Source organism: Paenibacillus sp. MER 99-2 (genome assembly GCF_023714095.1).
Lineage (GTDB): Bacteria > Bacillota > Bacilli > Paenibacillales > Paenibacillaceae > Paenibacillus.
On sequence record NZ_JAMAUZ010000003.1, the window covers coordinates 314,859 to 334,100 of the forward strand.

16 protein-coding genes are annotated in these 19,242 nt (G+C 46.9%); 10 read left to right on the forward strand and 6 right to left on the reverse strand.

Annotation, left to right across the window (positions count from 1 at the left end; all coding sequences use genetic code 11):
- Positions 1–2 precede the first annotated feature (2 nt).
- From M3636_RS16455 to M3636_RS16485, 7 genes are all read left to right on the forward strand, one after another.
- Positions 3–1,184, forward strand: a complete 1,182-nt coding sequence (locus tag M3636_RS16455; protein ID WP_056703437.1) for an NAD(P)/FAD-dependent oxidoreductase — start codon at positions 3–5, stop codon at positions 1,182–1,184.
- A gap of 484 nt (positions 1,185–1,668) precedes the next feature.
- Positions 1,669–2,313 carry an SDR family oxidoreductase gene (locus M3636_RS16460; protein ID WP_251383241.1) on the forward strand — a complete coding sequence of 215 codons (645 nt, stop codon included), beginning with the start codon at positions 1,669–1,671 and terminating at the stop codon, positions 2,311–2,313.
- Between the two features lie 115 nt (positions 2,314–2,428).
- Positions 2,429–3,184: a response regulator transcription factor gene (locus M3636_RS16465; protein ID WP_251383242.1), complete on the forward strand. Its 756-nt coding sequence runs from the start codon at positions 2,429–2,431 to the stop codon at positions 3,182–3,184.
- On the forward strand, positions 3,181–4,557 hold the full coding sequence (locus M3636_RS16470) for a sensor histidine kinase (protein WP_251383243.1): 1,377 nt from the start codon (positions 3,181–3,183) through the stop codon (positions 4,555–4,557). Before M3636_RS16465 ends, M3636_RS16470 begins: the two co-directional genes overlap by 4 nt.
- A 77-nt stretch (positions 4,558–4,634) precedes the next feature.
- Positions 4,635–5,435 (forward strand): PepSY domain-containing protein, encoded by an 801-nt coding sequence (locus tag M3636_RS16475; protein WP_251383244.1) that lies wholly within the window; start codon positions 4,635–4,637, stop codon positions 5,433–5,435.
- Between the two features lie 120 nt (positions 5,436–5,555).
- Entirely contained in the window at positions 5,556–6,182 is a 627-nt protein-coding gene (locus M3636_RS16480) for a PepSY domain-containing protein (protein WP_186323491.1), read from the forward strand.
- Between the two features lie 502 nt (positions 6,183–6,684).
- A complete protein-coding gene (locus M3636_RS16485) occupies positions 6,685–8,199 on the forward strand; it encodes an RICIN domain-containing protein (protein WP_251383245.1) in 1,515 nt (504 codons plus the stop codon).
- 271 nt (positions 8,200–8,470) lie between these two features.
- Here M3636_RS16485 and M3636_RS16490 read toward each other — a convergent pair whose 3' ends face one another.
- Genes M3636_RS16490 through M3636_RS16510 form a run of 5 tightly spaced genes read right to left on the reverse strand, consistent with a single transcriptional unit; the run spans position 8,471 to position 13,138 of the window.
- The gene (locus M3636_RS16490) at positions 8,471–9,187 is read right to left on the reverse strand and encodes a GntR family transcriptional regulator (RefSeq protein ID WP_128104028.1); all 717 of its coding nucleotides are present in this window, start codon (positions 9,185–9,187) and stop codon (positions 8,471–8,473) included.
- Between the two features lie 37 nt (positions 9,188–9,224).
- A complete protein-coding gene (locus M3636_RS16495; RefSeq protein WP_251383246.1) occupies positions 9,225–10,142 on the reverse strand; it encodes a ComEC/Rec2 family competence protein in 918 nt (305 codons plus the stop codon).
- Entirely contained in the window at positions 10,139–11,005 is an 867-nt protein-coding gene (locus M3636_RS16500) for a carbohydrate ABC transporter permease (RefSeq protein ID WP_251383247.1), read from the reverse strand. Before M3636_RS16500 ends, M3636_RS16495 begins: the two co-directional genes overlap by 4 nt.
- 32 nt (positions 11,006–11,037) lie before the next feature.
- Entirely contained in the window at positions 11,038–12,285 is a 1,248-nt protein-coding gene (locus tag M3636_RS16505; protein ID WP_251383248.1) for an extracellular solute-binding protein, read from the reverse strand.
- 13 nt (positions 12,286–12,298) lie between these two features.
- Positions 12,299–13,138: a carbohydrate ABC transporter permease gene (locus M3636_RS16510; protein ID WP_251383249.1), complete on the reverse strand. Its 840-nt coding sequence runs from the start codon at positions 13,136–13,138 to the stop codon at positions 12,299–12,301.
- A 209-nt stretch (positions 13,139–13,347) separates the two neighbouring features.
- On the opposite strand from M3636_RS16510, the gene M3636_RS16515 reads away from it, so the two are divergent.
- Positions 13,348–14,133, forward strand: coding sequence for an ABC transporter ATP-binding protein (locus tag M3636_RS16515; protein ID WP_128104023.1), 786 nt, complete (start codon positions 13,348–13,350; stop codon positions 14,131–14,133).
- 1 nt (position 14,134) lies between these two features.
- Positions 14,135–15,796: a hypothetical protein gene (locus tag M3636_RS16520; protein WP_251383250.1), complete on the forward strand. Its 1,662-nt coding sequence runs from the start codon at positions 14,135–14,137 to the stop codon at positions 15,794–15,796.
- 1,252 nt (positions 15,797–17,048) lie between these two features.
- Here M3636_RS16520 and M3636_RS29560 read toward each other — a convergent pair.
- Positions 17,049–18,212 (reverse strand): Leu/Phe/Val dehydrogenase, encoded by a 1,164-nt coding sequence (locus M3636_RS29560; RefSeq protein WP_285858979.1) that lies wholly within the window; start codon positions 18,210–18,212, stop codon positions 17,049–17,051.
- A gap of 493 nt (positions 18,213–18,705) precedes the next feature.
- Between M3636_RS29560 and M3636_RS16535 the strand changes: the two genes are divergently transcribed.
- A complete protein-coding gene (locus tag M3636_RS16535; protein ID WP_090903135.1) occupies positions 18,706–19,221 on the forward strand; it encodes a DUF2179 domain-containing protein in 516 nt (171 codons plus the stop codon).
- Positions 19,222–19,242: the final 21 nt, after the last annotated feature.

Genomic DNA, 19,242 nt, shown 5'->3' on the forward strand with positions numbered 1-19,242 from the left:
ATATGTCGAAGCAAATTTTGATCTTGGGCGGAGGTTACGGCGGTCTTTTGACTGCGCTGACTGCGCGTCAATACTTGACCCCGGAAGAAGCGACTATTACAGTCGTGAACCGTTACCCTACGCACCAAATTATTACGGAACTGCACCGTCTTGCAGCGGGAAGCATTGCTGAAAAGGCAGTTGCACTTCCACTGGAGAAATTGCTGCGTGGCAAAAATGTTAACTTGAAAATCGATACGGTGGATACAATCAAGCCGGACGAGAAAAAAGTTCTGATGACTAGCGGCTCCACATACTCTTACGATGCACTTGTTGTAGCTCTGGGTAGTGAAACAGCTTACTTCGGAATCCCTGGATTGCAAGAGTACAGCTTCACGCTGAAATCTGTTAGTGATGCAAACCGTATTCGTGCACACGTTGAAGCACGTCTCGATGCATACAAACAATCCGGCAACAAAGCAGACGCTACGTTTGTTATTGGTGGCGGCGGCTTGACTGGTATCGAGCTTGTCGGCGAATTCGTTGACCTTCTTCCTGGCGTATGTAAGGAAAAAGGCATCGACTTCAACGATATCTCCCTGTACACAGTTGAAGCAGGTCCTTCTATCCTGGCTGGTTTCCCGCCAGAGCTGGTTGATCGTGCGAAATCCAGTCTCGAAAAACGTGGCGTTAACTTCATCGTTGGCGTAGCGATTACAGAGATGAAAGAAAACGAAGTTCTGTTGAAAGACGGCAGCTCCATCCCTACGAATACACTCGTATGGACTGGCGGCGTTCAAGGTAACGCTGTTGTTGCTAACAGCGGAATTGAAGTGGATCGTGGCCGTGCTAAAGTTACGGAAGTTCTGCAATCCACATCTCACAAAGATGTGTTCGTTGCTGGTGACAGCGCAGTGGTCTTCCCTAGCGAAGGAGCTCGTCCATACCCTCCAACAGCACAACTCGCTTGGCAAATGGGTGAGACAATTGGTCACAACTTGGGCGTAATGTTCAAAGGTGGCGCAATGGAATCCTTCTCACCAATCTTCTCAGGTACACTGGGAAGCCTTGGACGTAAGGATGCTGTCGGCATGATCGGTGGCAACCAAACTCGTCTGAAAGGTCTGCCTGCAACAATGATGAAAGAAGCAAGTAACATCCGTTACCTGTCTCACATTCATGGTTTGTTCGCTCTGGCTTACTAATCAGCATATCTTTAAAATGCAAAAGGACGCTCCTACGGGAGCGTCCTTTTTGACTTGGTAGTATGTAGGCCTTAAGGAAGAACCTTCATTTTGATATAGTGAACTTTGGGATACGCAGTCGTATCGGCAATCTTTTCAGGAACAATGCCCATGTTAATAGACGCATCTGAATAAGCCGAAGCGGAAATAATATATTCCTTCTCAGACAGGGTCTGGTCAAATACTTTAACGAGCCCTTTATAGGCAACGGATTTCTTTTGAGGTAACGGACGGGATATCGTCTTTTTCGAAATGACCCTTCCATTTGAATACCCGAAATGTGGTTTGTGTCCAGTCAGATTCCAATCTAATAACTGATATCATGTAACTTGGAATGAAGTAGGAACGATAAGGGTACGTATGCGGCAGGTTAAATTTTTCGACTTTCGTTTAAATTAGAGATATATCGTATGATTGATAAATGAATAAAGGAGCGTGTGACATTATGAACGTATTAGTGATTGGAGCAAATGGACAGATTGGTAAGCTACTGGTGGAACAGCTGGTGCAGGAAGGCAAGCATCAAGTCACGGCGATGATTCGCAAACCGGAGCAGGCAGATGCGCTGAAGGAGATTGGCGCGAGTGTCGTAATGGGCGACCTAGAGGGGAGTGTCGATGATCTCGCTCAGGCGATGAAGGATCAGAACGCAATTGTGTTTACAGCCGGATCAGGCGGCTCTACAGGATCAGACAAAACACTATTGATTGACCTTGATGGTGCGGTAAAAACGATGGAGGCTGCTGAGCAACAAGGAATCTCCAGATACATTTTGGTCAGTGCATATGGCGCGGATCAGCGTGATAAATGGCCAGATGAGATCAAGCCGTATTACGTGGCGAAGCACTATGCGGATCGTGCGTTGTTTGCAAGTGAGCTGAATTACACCATTATCCGCCCCGGCGGTCTGAAGAACGAATCAGGTACAGGCCAAATTGCCGTTGGTACAGATCTCAAACCAGGAAGCATTGCGCGTGAAGATGTAGCTCGTGTCATTGCGGCTTCCTTGCAGGAAGAGAAGACGTACCGCAGGGCTTTTGATCTCATTGCGGGGAATGACTCCGTTCAGGATGCGTTAGGTACGTTATAAAGCGATCGGAAGGTTATTCTGTCATCGGAGTGGCAAGTGTAACTATTCTTTAGTTGAACGTGGATATGTTGTATTATACGGGAAAAGGAATGTCGGAAGTGAGGGGGAGCTCTGCATGAATGAGGCTGTGTTGGTGATTGAGGATGAACCCAAAATATCGCGCCTGCTTGAACTGGAATTGCAATACGAGGGGTACCAGGTTGGTAAGGCGGGCAGTGGTACAGAGGGACTCGAAATGGTTGCGGACAGGCAGTGGGATCTTATTCTACTGGATATTATGTTGCCTGGTCTGAGTGGGATTGAAGTGCTGCGTCGTATTCGTGCGAAGGATGCGAGAATTCCAATCCTCATGCTTACCGCTAAAGATTCGGTAGAGGATAAAGTGTCGGGTCTAGATCTCGGAGCCAATGACTACATCACCAAACCATTTCGAATTGAAGAACTGCTTGCTCGTGTGCGGGCAGCACTGCGATTAAGTGCTGCGGCATCAACCGTCTCATCTCCCTCTGCATTGACATCACCGGACATGAATCATAATTCTTCTGCGAGCTCCCCTGATCTCACTTCAGGTTGGCTTACTGCGGCTGGACTGAAATTAAATGAAGGTACACGGGAGGTATCCCGGGATGGCACACAGATTGAACTTACGCCACGTGAGTTTGATCTGCTTGTATATTTGCTTCAGAATCAGCGTCAGGTACTCAGTCGGGAGCAGATTGTACAGGCGGTCTGGGGATATGATTATTATGGAGATACCAATGTGGTAGATGTATATATCCGATATGTGCGCAAAAAAGTAGATAACGGCTTCACGCCGCAATTAATACATACCGTTCGGGGCGTCGGGTACGTCCTGAAGGAACAGTTATGAGCTTGAAAAGTAAGATTTACGGATATTCTTCCGTATTGTTTGCTGTGCTGCTAATCGCTGTTAATTTGTCCGTATATATTGTATTTGAGCGAATGTCGATTAATAACGAGATCAAGCGGATTGAAGGAGAAGCGGAGTCTATAGTAAAAGGAGTGCGTCAGTCTGCCGGATCGATTCCGCCGGACGACTTGTTACGTGCCTACGCGCCGCTGGACGGCATGCTGCGGATCGTAAATGAAGACGGCACCAGCTCCGCACCGGTAACGGCAGAATCAGGAGAGCAGCTAAGCAAGCTCTCCTATACATATGAAAGTGAGAAGAGATCCGAGCACCTCCAAATTGGAGATATCGGTTACGTCTGGGTATCACTACCTGTCATCTGGCCGGATGGTGAAGTAGTGAATGTGCAAGTTACCGAGAGCATTGCCGAGACAGAGCGAGGTTTATCTGTGCTTCGAACTGTTCTGGTTGCTGTGACAGTCATTGCGCTCATTCCTGCCATCATCTCCAGCCGGATTCTGGCTAACCGGATGACTAGGCCAATCCAGCAGATGACACGTACGATGGGAGACATCCAATCTAGTGGTCAGTTTAAGCGTCTTCTACTGGATGCCAAATCCAAGGATGAATTGAACACGATGGGACAGACATTTAATCGCATGATGGATCTGCTGGAATCGAACTTCGAGCGGCAAGAACGCTTTGTTTCCGATGCCTCTCATGAATTAAAAACACCGCTGACCATTATTGAGAGCTACGCGAGTTTGCTCCAGCGGCGAGGGAAGGAACGCCCTGAGGTATTTGACGAAGCCGTTGAGGCTATTCTATCCGAGTCGATCCGTATGCGGGAGATGACGGAGCAGCTGTTATTGCTAGCGAAGCAGCCAGAGCAGTGGAATGTGCAACTGGAGCGAGTGGATATTAACCGACTCGTGCAGGATTCCACGAGAGCATTCCGTGAAGCCTACCATCGTGAGGTGATCTGTCAAGATGCAGGGCAGACATGGGCTATCAGCGATGAGAGTAAGCTGAAGCAGCTCCTGTTTATTTTGCTAGATAACGCTAGGAAGTACAGTGAGGAACAGATCGAAGTTCGCGTTAAGACGCATCATCAGGAGAGCTGGATACAGATTGCGGACACAGGGATTGGTATGAGTGAGGCGGATCTAGCCAAAGTATTTGACCGATTCTACCGCGTTGATCCAGCAAGAACGCGTGGTAGCGGAGAGAGCGGGTCGGGTCTTGGTTTGTCTTTGGCTAAGGATATTGCCGGAGCGGTTGGTGCACGTATTGAGTTGACCAGCACAGAGGGTGTTGGGACGACAGCTACGATTATTTTGCCATCTTCTGTACAGCAGGGCTCACTCTCATGAAATTCTCATTCTTCTCTTATATACTGATAACAGGATAACGTCTCGGATCAATAGAGCGTATTGAAGGAGGGAAGAGCATGGAGGAACATCGGGAGCAGGCTGAAATGAAACGGGAGGAACATCGTGGTTCCAACTCTTCAAAGCTCAGTCGTCCGGTATGGTGGAGCTTGGCGCTACTTGGGCTGTTATTGATATTCGCAGTTAGTTGGTGGAAGCCGTGGCAATCTGGGCGTGTAATGTTGACGGCAGAGGCTGCCGAGCAATCGGTGCTGGCTCAATATCCCGGGGGGGAGATTGTGAACTCTACGTTGAAGGATGGAACGTATCTCATGCAGCTTCGAACCGAAACCGGGTTATACGATATACAGCTTGATGCGGTAACTTCTACGGTGAATTCCATTAAACGACTGGAATCTAACCCGGAAGCCGAAGAGAAAACGTTGTGGAGCCGCGAGCAAATCAAGACCGAATTACAGAAACAAACGGATGGCGAATTAGAGTCGCTTGAACTGATTGAACAAGAAGGTAGCCCGGTATACAACGCCATATTGATTATGAAAAACAACAGCCGTGAGCAGTGGACGGTTGATCCCTATAACGGGCAGAAGCAGTCTTCGAAGATGTTGGATGCTCCTGCGGTACACGAGCCTGCTCAAGAAAACAACAAGCCGCAGTTCTTGAGCGAAAAGCAGGCTGAGCAGAAGGCGCTCGCCAGGGTGCCAGGAGAAGTGGACGACGTTGAACTTCGTGGAACCAATAGCGGTAATCCGTATTATCTGGTTGAAATTGATCTGGAAGATGGCAGGGAAGCGATCGTTCAGGTGAATGCAATTTCAGGTGCAATCCGTTCCGTAACATGGGACGAGGATGAAGATTAACAGGTTCTCCTCATTTTCTCATCAAATTCTAATGTGTCTCTCGCTGAACTCTCATTCGCACAGGTTATTCTATAACTGTAGACGAGAACGAGAACAACACAACCGAGGAGATGAATGATGATGAACAAACATAAACTATGGATTGGAAGCTTATCAGCAGCTGTATTATTGGGAGGCTCAGCGGTAGCCGCGAGTGGAAGTGTGAATGGGCAATCGGTACAGACAACACCAACATCTACTTCACAATCGACAACCCAGAACCAGAGTAATACTGGAAAATTACTTACGGTGACACAAGCCAAAGCAGCAGCTCTAAAAGCAGCCGATGGCAATGGTAAAGTGGATGATGTGGATTTGGAACGTCGCAATGGACAGATCATCTATGAAGTAGAGATCGACAGACGAGGCAGCAATGACGTTGTCGTTCGTTTGGATGCTTACACAGGTAAAGTTCTTGCGGTGGTAAATGACGACGATGATGACGATGACTATAACCGTGCTGTAACCAACAATTCATCCAGCACATCTGCATCGAATCAGGTTAAATTAACGGTAGCTCAGGCTTCCGACATCGCATTAAAACAAGTGACAGGTGGCAAAGTAACCAAAGTCGAGCTGGATCATGACGATGGTCGTTATGTCTATGAGATCGAGTTGAGAACTGCACAAGGTGAAGCTGATGTGGATATCGATGCCAACACAGGTAAAGTGCTATCATTCGATCAAGACTTTGATGACGAAGATTAAGAACTTTGATTCATTTTAATTCTTAGTTAAAATAAAAGATTGTACTAAAAAAGATACGCTTGCAGAGGGCGCTTCGCATGAAGCGTCTTTTTGCTGTGTAGCGGCAGTAGCGTATGTCTGCTCGCATTGTGTAGTATGTTGTGCAATCGCGCATCGGTCTGATCATTAGCACCACGTTTGTTGTGCAGCTACAGAGCAGCTCGCTAATATCGAATTCAGTGTAGTGGTAATGTCATCTCGATTACTGCTATAGCTACTTCTGCACAATTTACAGTTCCTAACATGCTTTTTTTGTAATTTAATGTGCATTCGTACATGTTCCGCAGAATTGTTCACTATTCAGTAAGGAAGCATATGGATACAATTGGAAACAGGAGGTGAGCGCTGAACTAATATATCTGTAGTAAGCTGCGACATACTGAATTGAGGAATTGCACAGGAAGAGGAGGCATCTTAATCTCTTTTGTAAGCGCTTCACTAAAATCATTGGAGGTGTAGCTGTATGCATATTGCTCATCATCAACATAGTGATCAAATGAATAAGAAAGGTCGCCGTTTTTCACGTCATTTATGTTATCTTTTTGCTCTAATTCTAGCCTTCCAGGCGCTAGGTACTCTCCTTGTCCCGGGATCGTCTGCTTCAGCCTCTCCAGTCGACATAACGAATGGGGTACAGTTCAAGGATACCAATGGTGACGTGATCCATGCTCATGGCGGCGGGATGATTCAAGCCGATGGCTTCTATTATTGGTTTGGAGAAAACCGCAATCCCAACGGAACATTTAAGGCTGTGTCCGTCTATCGCTCATCGGATCTGAAAAACTGGGAATATCGCAACGATGTGTTAACAAGTCAATCGGCAACAGAGCTGAACATATCCAACATTGAACGTCCCAAAGTGATTTACAATAGCGCAACAGGAAAATACGTGCTCTGGATGCACAAAGAAAATGGCATTGATTACGGCGAAGCCAAGGTAGCGGTAGCCACCTCAAGCACGGTGGATGGGGACTACACTTATGTAGGAAGCTATCGTCCACTTGGTTATGATTCCAGAGACATGACTGTATATAACGATAATGGAACAGCGTATCTCATCTCAGCTACTCGTGTGAATGCAGATCTGAATATATACAAGCTCACCCCCGATTTCCTCGGTGTGGAGTCATTAGTGACCACATTATGGCCTGGGCAATATCGGGAGGCGCCAGCCATTTTCAAGAAAGATGGGGTGTATTTCCTCATTACGTCGGGGGCAACCGGCTGGAATCCAAATCAGGCCAAGTATGCAACAGCCACAAGCATTACCGGCACATGGAGCGGGCTGAGTAACTTTGGAGATAGTACCACCTATGGTTCTCAATCGACCTATGTACTTCCAGTGGAAGGTTCTCAAGGAACTTCGTATCTCTATATGGGTGATCGTTGGGCTGGTGCTTGGAGTGGGCCTGTGCAGGATTCCAAATATGTGTGGTTGCCATTATCCTTCCCAAGTGCAACAAGTCTAGCGATGAATTGGGCAAGCAACATTACGATTGATACAGCGGCAGGAACGATTACAGGTACTAATGCTCCTGACGTGTGGGATGCGAATGCTTCCTATCAGTTCGTCAGTCGGAAGAGCAATAAATTACTGAATGTCATCGGTGGATCGTCTGATAATGGTGCAGATCTGGAGCAGCGTGCAGATCAAGGCAGCACAAGTCAGCAGTGGCAGATTACGGATGCAGGAGGTGGGTATGTCAAAATCATAAATCGTACCAGTGGTAAGCTCATTGGTGTTGAGAATGGTTCCACGGCTGATGGTGCTGTCATTGAGCAATGGAATGACGGAGGCTGGGCGAGTCAGCAGTGGCAGCTCGTCAGCGTTGGTGGAGGATATTACAAATTGAAAAACCGCAGCACTGGCAAATTGCTCGACATCTCAGGGCAATCCCTCGCTGATGGTGCAGCCGCAATCCAGTGGACAGACAATGGCGGCACGAATCAGCATTTCCAAATTATAAAGGTTCAATAAATCATCTAAACGAGCAACAAGTGAACAAAGTAGGTGAACAAAAGAAGAAAAGACAAAGATTAAATCGTTACATCATTAAATAGCCCAATCACCAAATCACTAAATGAAAATGAACCAATGCCAGCCTACTAACCCCATTCATTTATGTGCAGGGATTAGTAGGCTGGCATACAAGCATAACCATTTTATTATCGCATAATCATTTCCGCTATGATGGGGAGTGGAATGACCACGAATATATTAGATGGCACCGCACCTCTGCGATGACCATTCACTTGCGCTCTCTACGAATCCAGAATTGGAATACATCACTTCTCAAGTAATCAAAGGAATACAGTACTTCTCGATTCTGCTGATCATAATGCAATTGCTTCATGAGAAGCACAGGAGTCTCCTCCATATGATTCTGCAACCTTCCGACATACTTGTCCTTCTTCGGGGGAACCACCAGCTCGGTATCTGCTCTGGCGATATGAATCTTGCAGTTGTCCTCTAGAAACTTGAATAATGATCCCGAGAAATCGATACCTTCAAAAGCATCTCCTACCAATGCCTTAGGCATGATATTAATAGAGTAGGTTACAGCTTCACCGTCTGCATATCGGACACGCTCCACTTTAATTACCTTGGAGCCTTCCTCAATATTTAACGCCTCAGCCCATTCCTGCGTGCACGTTACCTCTCCGATCATTTCCTTCGTATCCGTTTCGGTTAAACCTGCTAGTTTAATCATCGTACCAATGCTCTGTAGAAACTCCAGCCGGCTAGGGATACCCGGGAGCGGTTTGATAACAAAGGTACCTACACCGTGCCTCACCAGCAGCTTGCCCTCTTGCTCCAATAGCTTAATTGCTGCACGAAGGGTCTCTCTGCTAACACTGAAATGTTTAGCCAGTTCATACTCAGAAGGCAGTTTTTCTCCCACATGCCATACTTTGTTCTCGATCATCATTTCCAGTTCGTGCTTGATGTGCTGGTAACCACTCAATGAATCAAACCTCATCTCCTATAATTTTAATTCACCTTTACTGAACAAGCTCTACCGTTCCTTCCGTCACATCTACTCGAATCATTCGATGTATCGTGGACAGTGCCTCCGTATAATACAGTTGTGCATCGGAATGTTCACGAATCAACGGCTCCATCTCTGCGTGAGGAAGCTGATAGGTTCCTTGATCATCCGCACTGATAATGACGGCGCGTGGTTCCCACGCCCGAAGGTTTTCTTCGGACAGGTGACTTGCGTCGCCATGATGCGGAGCTTGCAGGGTATGAAGCTTTCCGATCTCATCGGCATAAGGCTCCCAATAATCTAGTCCTACATCCGAGGTGAGCAGTGCTACAGAATTACCTTTGTTTTTAATGAGTATAGCTAATGATGCGTGATTGAGCATTCGGTCAATGGTGGTTAATCGCTCTTCCTGTTGGTCCAGTTGGGTGAAATCTAGTCGATCTAATTCTTCGATGAGCTGCGTCCATTTTTGCTGGCTAGGCGTGAGTATTCGGAACTCCATATCCTCTTCAACAATCGTAAGACGTTTAACGATCTCCGTCTTCTTAATACCCAGTTCATCTATGCGATTCAGAATGGCTGCATATAGCGTGAACGAACCCAGAATGGGTGTGGAATAATCGTTTAATGCGCTTTGTTGAACGTGCTCGGGCAGGGGCAGATGCAGAATAACCTCCTCGATAGGAACATGACCCAGAATAGGGAGTACACCGCCAATATGATCCCTGTGAAAATGCGTTAGCACAAGCACGTCAATCTTCGTGATTTCGTATTCTCGGAGATACTGCTCCAGACTACAACGCCGCGGATTGGTCATCGGGTTCACGTCGCCACCGTCTACTACGAGGCAGTAGGTACAGCGCCCCTCCATCCGCCGAATAATCGTTGCTTCACCGAAGCCAACGTTAAGGAAATCAATAACCCACTTCATGCTGTTCCTCCCATCGAACGTTTGATATAAAACACGGAGAATACCAGAACCAGCATCACCATAATCACCGATGCAGCCGCGCCATATCCGATCTGGAGATTGTACACGCCCTGCTTGTAGATATATTGAGTAATGGTCGTTGTTGAATTGGCTGGCCCACCACCAGTCAGGATGTTAACTTTATCGAATAACCGGAACGTATCAATGGTACGAAGCAAAATGACCATGAACAAGGTCGGCATAATGTTCGGCAGTGTAATGTGGAAAAAGATGCGCAGATTACCTGCCCCGTCTACTTTGGCTGCCTCGAATTGTGATCGAGGCACCGATTGTAGTCCTGCATATAACAACAGGAAGGCAAACGGTGTCCATTGCCAAATATCAATGAACAAGATGGCATTGAAGGCAATGTTGATGTCCATCAGGAAGTTAAATGGCCCCACACCGAACCAGTGAAGCAGATGATTGACGATACCGTTGTGATTGCTGAGCATCATTTGCCAGATCAGTGCCACCGTAACCGGCGGTAATAAAGACGGAATAAGCATCGTGATCCGCAGCACTTTCTGCCCGCGTCTCATGCTTTCTATAAGTACGGCAATGCCAAGCCCCAGAGCCGTTTCAATGGAAACGGCCAGGAACATGAATTTGAGCGTATTCCAGACGGCTTGGCGGAACTGCTCGTCCTGAATGATTTTGACATAGTTGCTGAATCCAATGAACTGCTTCGCATCACTTGCCAAATAATAATAGTCGGTGAAGCTGTTGGTCACGGTATAGATAAACGGGAAGACGGTCACGCAGATTAACAGCAACGTTACAGGTGCCAGCATCGCCCATTGAAAGCCTCGTTTACTTGCCAAGTTCATTGCACTCCTTTCCGATGAATGAACCTTTATTGCATAATGTCATCCATTGCCTTATTGGCATCTGTTAGAGCCTGCTCCACTGTCTTCGTTCCAGCAATAGCTGCGGACAATTCAGCGCCGAGTGCTTCTTCGACTTGAGACCATTTAGCTGTTCTTGGTCTGGCTACCGAGTTCTGTAATGCTTCTAACATGACAGGGAAATGTTTATATTTTGCGGCAAGCTCTGCGTCCTGATAGACACTTTTGCGAGTAGGCACGCCGCCGTGTTCAACCATTTGCTTCTGTGTGTCACTGCTGGTGATGAACGTTAAGAACTCAGCAGCAAGCTCCGGGCTGTGTGAATTGGCAGTTACGCCCATCATCCAGTTGCCGATCATACCTGTGGAGACAGATGCAGCATCAGATGAAGCTTTGGACGGAATGGCTGTGTAATCTGCACTAGCTGTTTCGCCTTTGATGAACCAGGACGGCCATCCGAGTGCCATTGCAGCACGCCCTTCCGATACGGAGCCGACAATATCAGTATTTTCATAGTTTTCTCCAACAGCAAGCAGTCCAACATACGTATCCAACGCTTTGCGACCTGCTTCGGAGTTAATCTGTGCTTTCCAATTATCATCGAAGATCTGTCCACCGTACGCCCAGAACAGAGGTAAGAAGTCGGAAACGATCGGGTTACCTTGTTGACCACGGATTACGTAGCCTGCTGAACCATCTTCTGCTTTGATTGCTTTTGCGGTCTCAAGCACATCTGTCCAGTTTGTTGGAACTTCATGGTTATGACGTTCAAGCAGCTCTTTGTTATAGAAGAACAACTGCACATTACCCGAGAAAGGCAAGGCATATAGATCTCCTGTGGCATATGGAGACTTACCGAGAGCAAGAGAGGACTCTTCAAAGTCGGAATCTTCTTGGATTCCAAGGTCGGATAACTTAGCGAAAATTCCTGCTTCACTGAATTGAGGCATCCATGGGTCGTCCGCCATAATCAAGTCATATGCGCCGTTACTGTTCTTCGCATCAAGAGAGATTTTTTGCTTCAGATCGGCAGCTTCGAGTCCAATAATATCTACTTTCACATTGTGTTCCTTCTCAAAGCTTTCCTTCACGGCATTCATCGCATCCACATGAGAACCACCTCTGGCGGCGATGACCAGCTTGTCTGTACCCTGACTAGAACCTTGTCCTGAAGCCTGCCCCTGAGACTGACATCCTGTAAATAGTACTGTTGTGGTTAACAAAAGGCTCAGCATATACGACATCTTTTTTCTCATTTTCTCTCATCTCCTATTCTTTAACTGCACCGGCGGTTAAGCCGCTAATTAAATGTTTCTGTAGAAAGATCGCTGTGAGTATTACAGGCAGCACGGATACGAGGCCGCCACCCGCGACCTTACCCCACTCCGTTAACTCTTGCTCACTGTTCAGGGTGGCGAGTTTCAGTGGAATGGTGAAGCTGTCAGGGCTCTGAATGAAAATGACGCTGTACAGGTATTCGTTCCAGGAAGCCATGAAGGATAAGATGGTTACGGCAGCAATGCCCGGTACGACCAGCGGCAGCATCACTTTGGTAAAAATCATAAATTCGGATGCACCATCCATACGGGCACTTTCTTCAATTTCACCCGGCACACCGTAGAAGAATGCCATCATGAACCAGATGATGAGCGGCAAATTCACTAGTACATGCGCGACAATAATAGGGATCTTGGTGTTCAGCAGTCCAGCGTCGTTCATCATGATGTATAGCGGTAGTGCAAATGTGATTGGTGGTAGGACACGAACGAGCAAAATCCAGATCATCAGCAAGCTTTTGAATATTCGGTAATGGCTTCTGAACGTTCTACGCCCAAGCACATACGCCGAGGACAATCCGAACACAAGAACAATGAACAACGAGCTGATGGTGATGATAAAGCTATTGATTAACGGCCCCATGTATTGGTCTTGCACAAAAATGTTAACGATATGTTCCAAGGTTATTGATCTCGGAAATATGGATACTTCTGTGAACAAATCAGACGATTCTTGCGTAGCAATGACGAGCATCCAATAGATTGGAAACAGCGTCCATAGGAGTAGAGTGATGAAAGTTCCATATTTTAGACCTGCGCTTAATCTGTTCAATCTGTTCTCCTTCCCCCTTATATGTCTAGACGTCTATACGACTACTATAAATTTGATTTATTTGCTGAATATCATCGAAATATTAAGCAGTGTTAATTTACGGTGGATTTCTTGCGCATCTGTCCCATAATCCAAACTGTGGTAAACTAGTAGAATTGTAGAAACGAATGATATAGATGATACCAATCAAGATGGGAGCGAGTAACAAGATGAGAGAAGAACAAGTGCTATCCATTGAAGGCTTACGAATGAGATATGATGGACGATATGTATTGAACGGGATTGACCTTGAAGTGAAGCGTGGCGAGATGATTGGATACATAGGTCCAAATGGTGCAGGCAAAAGTACAACCGTTAAGATTTTGCTCGGTCTGGTCGAAGGCTATGTGGGCACGGTGCGTATTTTTGGCAAAGATATCGAAGATAGTGGTGTGGAGTATAAACGTAGAATTGGATATGTCCCAGAAGTTGCCGAGTTATATGAACAGCTTACGCCAGCAGAATATCTAACTTTTACAGGAGAGCTGTATGGGTTGTCCTATGAAGATGCCGATTACAAAGCAAAGCAGTTAATGGAGTGTTTCGGTCTAGCCCAATCGTACAATGCTCGTATTGCCTCATTCTCCAAAGGGATGCGTCAGAAGGTGCTGCTTATTTCGGCATTATTGCATGATCCGGATCTGTTATTCCTCGATGAACCGCTTAGCGGACTTGATGCGAATAGTGTGATGGTGGTGAAGGAGATTTTGTCCCAATTATCGGCAAAAGGGACGACCATCTTCTATTCATCACACATTATGGATGTCGTTGAGAAAATCAGTAGTCGCATTGTGCTCATTGCGGAAGGCCGCGTGATGGCAGATGGCACGTTCCAGCAATTGCAGCAACAGTCGATGGAGGGGTCACTGGAGGAAGTATTCAATCAACTTACTGGCTTCAATGAGCATAAGGCGATTGCAGAGCGGTTTGTCTCAATCGTACAGGAGGTGCATTGAGATGGCGGAGTCCTCCGATTTCCGCTCGCTCAAGGTTCTGGATCGTTTCCGGCATGTGATTGAGCGAACCGGGGCGGATTACGATGTATTGCGGCTTATTTTGCGAGTGAAGTTCCAGATGGATCAGCGCCGAGTTCCTACGGTTTTGTCGAATAATTATGGGAACAAGAAACAAAAAGAGGGGAATCTATACCTTCGCTCATTATGGTTATATGTCTTAATGGGACTAATCATGGTGCCTTTTATTGTCTGGGATACGGGGCACTACATGCTGCAGATGAGTATTGTTACGGCGATGTTAATGTTTATGATTATGACGTCTATGGTTTCCGATTTCTCTTCTGTACTGCTGGATATCCGGGATCGGAATATCATCATGACTAAGCCGGTCAATGCCCGCACCATCGGCACGGCTCGTGCCATTCACGCGGGAATCTATCTTTTGTTATTAACAGGATCACTATCTATTCTTCCACTGGCAGCAACGCTCGTTCGTTATGGGATTGGATTCTTTGTACTATTTGCCGTGGCTCTTATTCTGATCAATATGCTGATTCTGGTGACCACCTCTCTAGTCTATCTGTTCATGATGAAGTTCTTGGACGGCGAGAAGCTGAAGGATATGATCAACATGGTGCAGATTCTATTATCTGTCGGCATTGCCGTAGGGTATCAACTCGTCATTCGTTCCTTTAGCATCATTGATTTCAACATGGTATTTACCCCGGCTTGGTGGCAGTTATTCCTTCCTCCGATGTGGTATGCGGCTGTGTTTGAGTGGGTCTTCGGCGGGGGTGGAAACTCATGGCTGTATGTCTTCTCGGCGTTAGCTGTTGTTGTTCCAATTATCAGTCTAATGATCTATGTGAAGCTTATGCCATCCTTTGAATTGTATCTGGAGAAAATGGCTCACGCCGGTCAGACCTCAGGCCGCAGACGTGGAGGCTTGGATCGAATCATGGCTAGAATGTTCTGTCGTACACGGGAGGAGCAGGCCTGCTTCCGATTGTCTGCCAACATGATGCGTAACGAGCGTGAGTTCAAGCTTAAAGTGTATCCTAGCATTGGCTTGTCTCTCGTATTGCCATATATATTTTGGTTTACGTTTATGCAGGATTCCTCATGGGCTGAATTGCGGGAAAGTGCACTCTTCTATACCTTATACATTATGTTGTTTGTCGTAGTAACTGTGGTGATGATGCTGAAATATTCAGGGCATTACAAGGCGTTCTGGACATTCCGCGCGGCTCCAATTGCCAATGATCATGTGCTCTACAGTGGGACGTTAAAAGCCTTTCTGTGCAATATGTTTATGCCAGTCTTTATGATCAATGCGGTTGTGTTCCTCTGGGCGTTTGGCCTGCGAATTGTACCGGACATTGTGATCATCCTGCTGACAGGTACAGCGCTCATTCCGTTAACTAGCAAACTGTTATTACGTAAACCTCCGTTCTCGGAGTCGTTCAGTATGGCACAGCAAAGCGATGGATGGCTTGTGTTGCTGGCTTTGCCAGTGCTGGGTTTGTTTGCGGGGATACACTTCTACGTTCAATCCTTACCGGCGGGAATCTGGATATACATTGCGTTGCTCGTTATAGCAAATGCGATGCTCTGGACGCTGTTATATCCGGTGAGAAGTGCTCGTAAAGTGACAGCTCATTAAGATAAAAGTCGTAAAGAAAGAGAAGCCAAGGAGGGATTGTTCGAATCCGCTTGGCTTCTTTTGTTATGCTGTGCTGTACTCAACGTAGCGTATGTGATGGATTTCCGACGGATAAAAATTGATGTCACATTACGATTTGCGTTGGAACGCAACAACTCTGATTCCACCGTCTCACCCTGAGTTCCACGATTCCCTCAGCAATAACTCACGACCTGTAGATGAGATAAGAAAACAAAGTAAATGAAATGATAGATACGGAATGCTTTGTGTTTGTGAATTTATCTCTGATCATGTGATCAAGCATTCGGGGAACTTCAAGCGTTTTATACGTCGTGTCCTCAGTAATGGAGGCGCTACCGCACGACGTGCCTACAACTTTCTGATTGAGTCTGCCCTGGAATGTATTTCTTTCAAGCCAATGTTATTTTTGGGTAGAAGTGCAACAGTCCACTTCACTTTTATATCCCATCCCCATAGTCGGACGAACCTCACACACCTTATTTAGCCTAATTTAGCCTCGTTTAAAATCTAACGAATCTCACACACACTATCGAGTTGAAAACAAACGTTTCTCGCCCATTTCAAGGGCATTTCAGTAAAATAACGTGCCTAGGATTCGTTAGATTTCAACGGGGAGCTATTTGCTCCATATAAGAGGTCTCAGGTTCGTTAGATTTGTAGTAAAATTCTGAAGCTGTAATGCAAAACTACAACTCTAATGCAAACCTACGATACTAATGCAACCAAACTACTGTCATGCTACTACTACAATGCAAATGCTACTAATTTAAGATCTTAGGTCAGCTGGAGTCGAGCAAAATAGGAGTGCTGATGAGCTCAATTCTGTTTTCACTTGATCCTGTATTAACAAAAGAAATGCGGAGATTATTTCCGAATGAGGAAGCTTCACGGAATTGGTTGGATGCTGGCAAGGATAAGAATGCGATGTATATTAGTAAAAGAACATGAGAAGCCAGTCGACAATTCGTTGGAATCGATTGGCTTCTCAGTATTATGAAATTTATGGCTTGTGAAGGGTACCCGCCACAACGTATCTGAATCAACTTCTATTTATAGACTCAACATTGCGGGTTACAGACACAGCGTTGCAGGATTTTTCTGACATATACCACTCTTGCCAAAGGAAGCTAAACACAACAGAAGAGGGATGGCATACGTGAACGGAGTCTGAAAACGTCGCTCACCTTTAATATAAAACAAGGCGCCGTGACTGGTGCTTCACTCACTTCGATCATGAATGAGGTGTTGTGCTGTTTAGTCTGGCTTCAGCCAGTTGATCTGCTGCCTCAACAGTGGATATCCCACTTGTTGCTGCGTCACGGTATACGGCGGAGAGCGTATCCGCAATGCCCGCCACCTTCTGGCGGATCATATCCGGCTGTGCGCCTTCCAGCTCGTAGGCAGTGCTGATGATGCCTCCGGCATTCAGCACATAGTCAGGCGCGTACAGAATGCCGCGCGCCTGCATCCGGCCAATAACCAGTTGCCGCTGGCTAAGCTGGTTATTGGCCGCCCCGGCAACGATGGAGCAGCGCAGCTCCTCCACCGTTGCCGGGGTTAACACGCCCCCTAGGGCACAGGGGGCGAACACCTTGCAGTCAGCGGCGTGAATATGGGCCGGATCGGCCGAGGTGGCGCCGCTGAACTGCAGAAGGGCACGTTGTACACGCTCCGGTACAACGTCTGCCACGATGAGCCGTGCCCCGGCTCCATGCAGGTGACGGCACAGGGCATACCCAACCTTGCCCAGTCCCTGGACAGCAATGGGAATGCCCTGCAATGTGGCGATGCCTTGATGACTTAGCGAGGTTACGATGCCGGTGTACACACCGTAAGCGGTCATCTCGGCAGTGAAGTCATCCTGCGCGCCCAGTGAGCCGGTCATATCGGTCACATAGGCCGTCTCCAATCGGATCTGATCCATGTCAGTGGACGTGGTGCCTAGATCAAGACCGGTAATATAGCGACCGTTCAGCCGTTCAAGAAAACGTCCAAGTGCTCGAAAGATATGGGCTCGCCCTGTGTTGTTGTTGGGAGTGGTAAGTTGATCGGAATCGGCCACATTCTTCATGGGGTAAGAAGAACTAGCTTGGGATTTAGGCTGTACAGGGGAAGTGCTCACCTTCCACTCCGTAGGGATATTCCAGACAACGGCTTTCCCGCCGCCATAAGGCAGACCGGAAACGGCTGATTTATAGGTCATACCTCTAGCAAGCTGGATTGCATCGCGGATTGCATCCTCTTCTGAGGCATATGTCCAGCAGCGGCATCCTCCGAGCGCTGGCCCAAGAGCCGTACTATGAATCGCGACCACTGCTTTCAGCCCGCTACTTGGGTCGTGACAAAATAGGAGTTCTTCCATCCCTTCCTGCTCCATCTCCTGCCATAGCTGCATGGATGCTCCCCCCCCTTTGATTTATCGTTGATAGGTATCGATTGTTCGCATGGTGTGTCCCATGGTGTTCGGCGATTACTGATGCTTCAGCATATTCAGTGATAGAGCCTTTCGCCCCTAGGTCTGTTGCCGGGTTGATAATCACAGTAAACAATTCTATAATGGCAGTTCTGGCACCATACAGATTGTAAGTAGACCGTTTAAAAACACACTACAACGTCCAATGATGAAGATAAGAATTAATAATACATGGTTAGTCTGAGAGCAAACGGAGTATCAGGAACTTAGGCCGGCAGTAACAGGTCTGATTATTAGGACGTGTCTCCAAACTCGCTGAAGTACATCTTTCACCGCTTTTTCGCCCCATGCTGCGTCAGTTTCCCTTGACGTGCCCCGGCACGCCTGCGGAAAACTTCCTAACTTGGCACGAAAATTCGGCAAAGTCTGTGTCCTTCGGAGTTTTCAGACATGTCCTAGGAAAGAGGGATGCAAATTGTTTAAAATACTCGTTTTTATTTTCCTGATTCAAATTGTCTACGTATCGGCGTACACGCTGCGTATGATATTGACACTTAAGGGACAGAAATACATCGCAGCACTGATCAGTACGGGAGAGATTGTGATCTATGTACTCGGATTGAACCTGGTGCTGAGCTACCTGGATCAGACGGTTGCACTCATCGTTTATGCAGTGGGATATGGACTTGGTGTGTTACTAGGTGCTTGGATTGAGGAGAAGATTGCGCTTGGCTATGTTACGGTGAAGGTGATCTGTAATCAGATGGACGGCAATGTTGCCAACTCTCTGCGAGACAAAGGATATGGTGTTACCGCATGGGTAGGCAGTGGTCGTGATGGGGACAGGCTGGTTATGGAGATTTTGGCGAAACGCAAAAACCAAAAGCTGCTCTACCAGACGATTCTCGGGTTAGACCCCAAAGCTTTCGTTATTACAGTGGAGCCCAAACAATTCCACGGTGGCTTCTGGACACGTTCTATTAAGCGATAACTTGTAGTGATGCAACACGGT

Bases quoted from the DNA above. Each gene is read 5' to 3' on its own strand.
- M3636_RS16455 (WP_056703437.1), top strand. From the start codon at position 3: ATGTCGAAGCAAATTTTGATCTTGGGCGGAGGTTACGGCGGTCTTTTG.
- M3636_RS16460 (WP_251383241.1), top strand. From the start codon at position 1,669: ATGAACGTATTAGTGATTGGAGCAAATGGACAGATTGGTAAGCTACTG.
- M3636_RS16465 (WP_251383242.1), top strand. From the start codon at position 2,429: ATGAATGAGGCTGTGTTGGTGATTGAGGATGAACCCAAAATATCGCGC.
- M3636_RS16470 (WP_251383243.1), top strand. From the start codon at position 3,181: ATGAGCTTGAAAAGTAAGATTTACGGATATTCTTCCGTATTGTTTGCT.
- M3636_RS16475 (WP_251383244.1), top strand. From the start codon at position 4,635: ATGGAGGAACATCGGGAGCAGGCTGAAATGAAACGGGAGGAACATCGT.
- M3636_RS16480 (WP_186323491.1), top strand. From the start codon at position 5,556: ATGAACAAACATAAACTATGGATTGGAAGCTTATCAGCAGCTGTATTA.
- M3636_RS16485 (WP_251383245.1), top strand. From the start codon at position 6,685: ATGCATATTGCTCATCATCAACATAGTGATCAAATGAATAAGAAAGGT.
- M3636_RS16495 (WP_251383246.1), bottom strand. From the start codon at position 10,142: ATGAAGTGGGTTATTGATTTCCTTAACGTTGGCTTCGGTGAAGCAACG.
- M3636_RS16505 (WP_251383248.1), bottom strand. From the start codon at position 12,285: ATGAGAAAAAAGATGTCGTATATGCTGAGCCTTTTGTTAACCACAACA.
- M3636_RS16515 (WP_128104023.1), top strand. From the start codon at position 13,348: ATGAGAGAAGAACAAGTGCTATCCATTGAAGGCTTACGAATGAGATAT.
- M3636_RS16520 (WP_251383250.1), top strand. From the start codon at position 14,135: ATGGCGGAGTCCTCCGATTTCCGCTCGCTCAAGGTTCTGGATCGTTTC.
- M3636_RS29560 (WP_285858979.1), bottom strand. From the start codon at position 18,212: ATGCAGCTATGGCAGGAGATGGAGCAGGAAGGGATGGAAGAACTCCTA.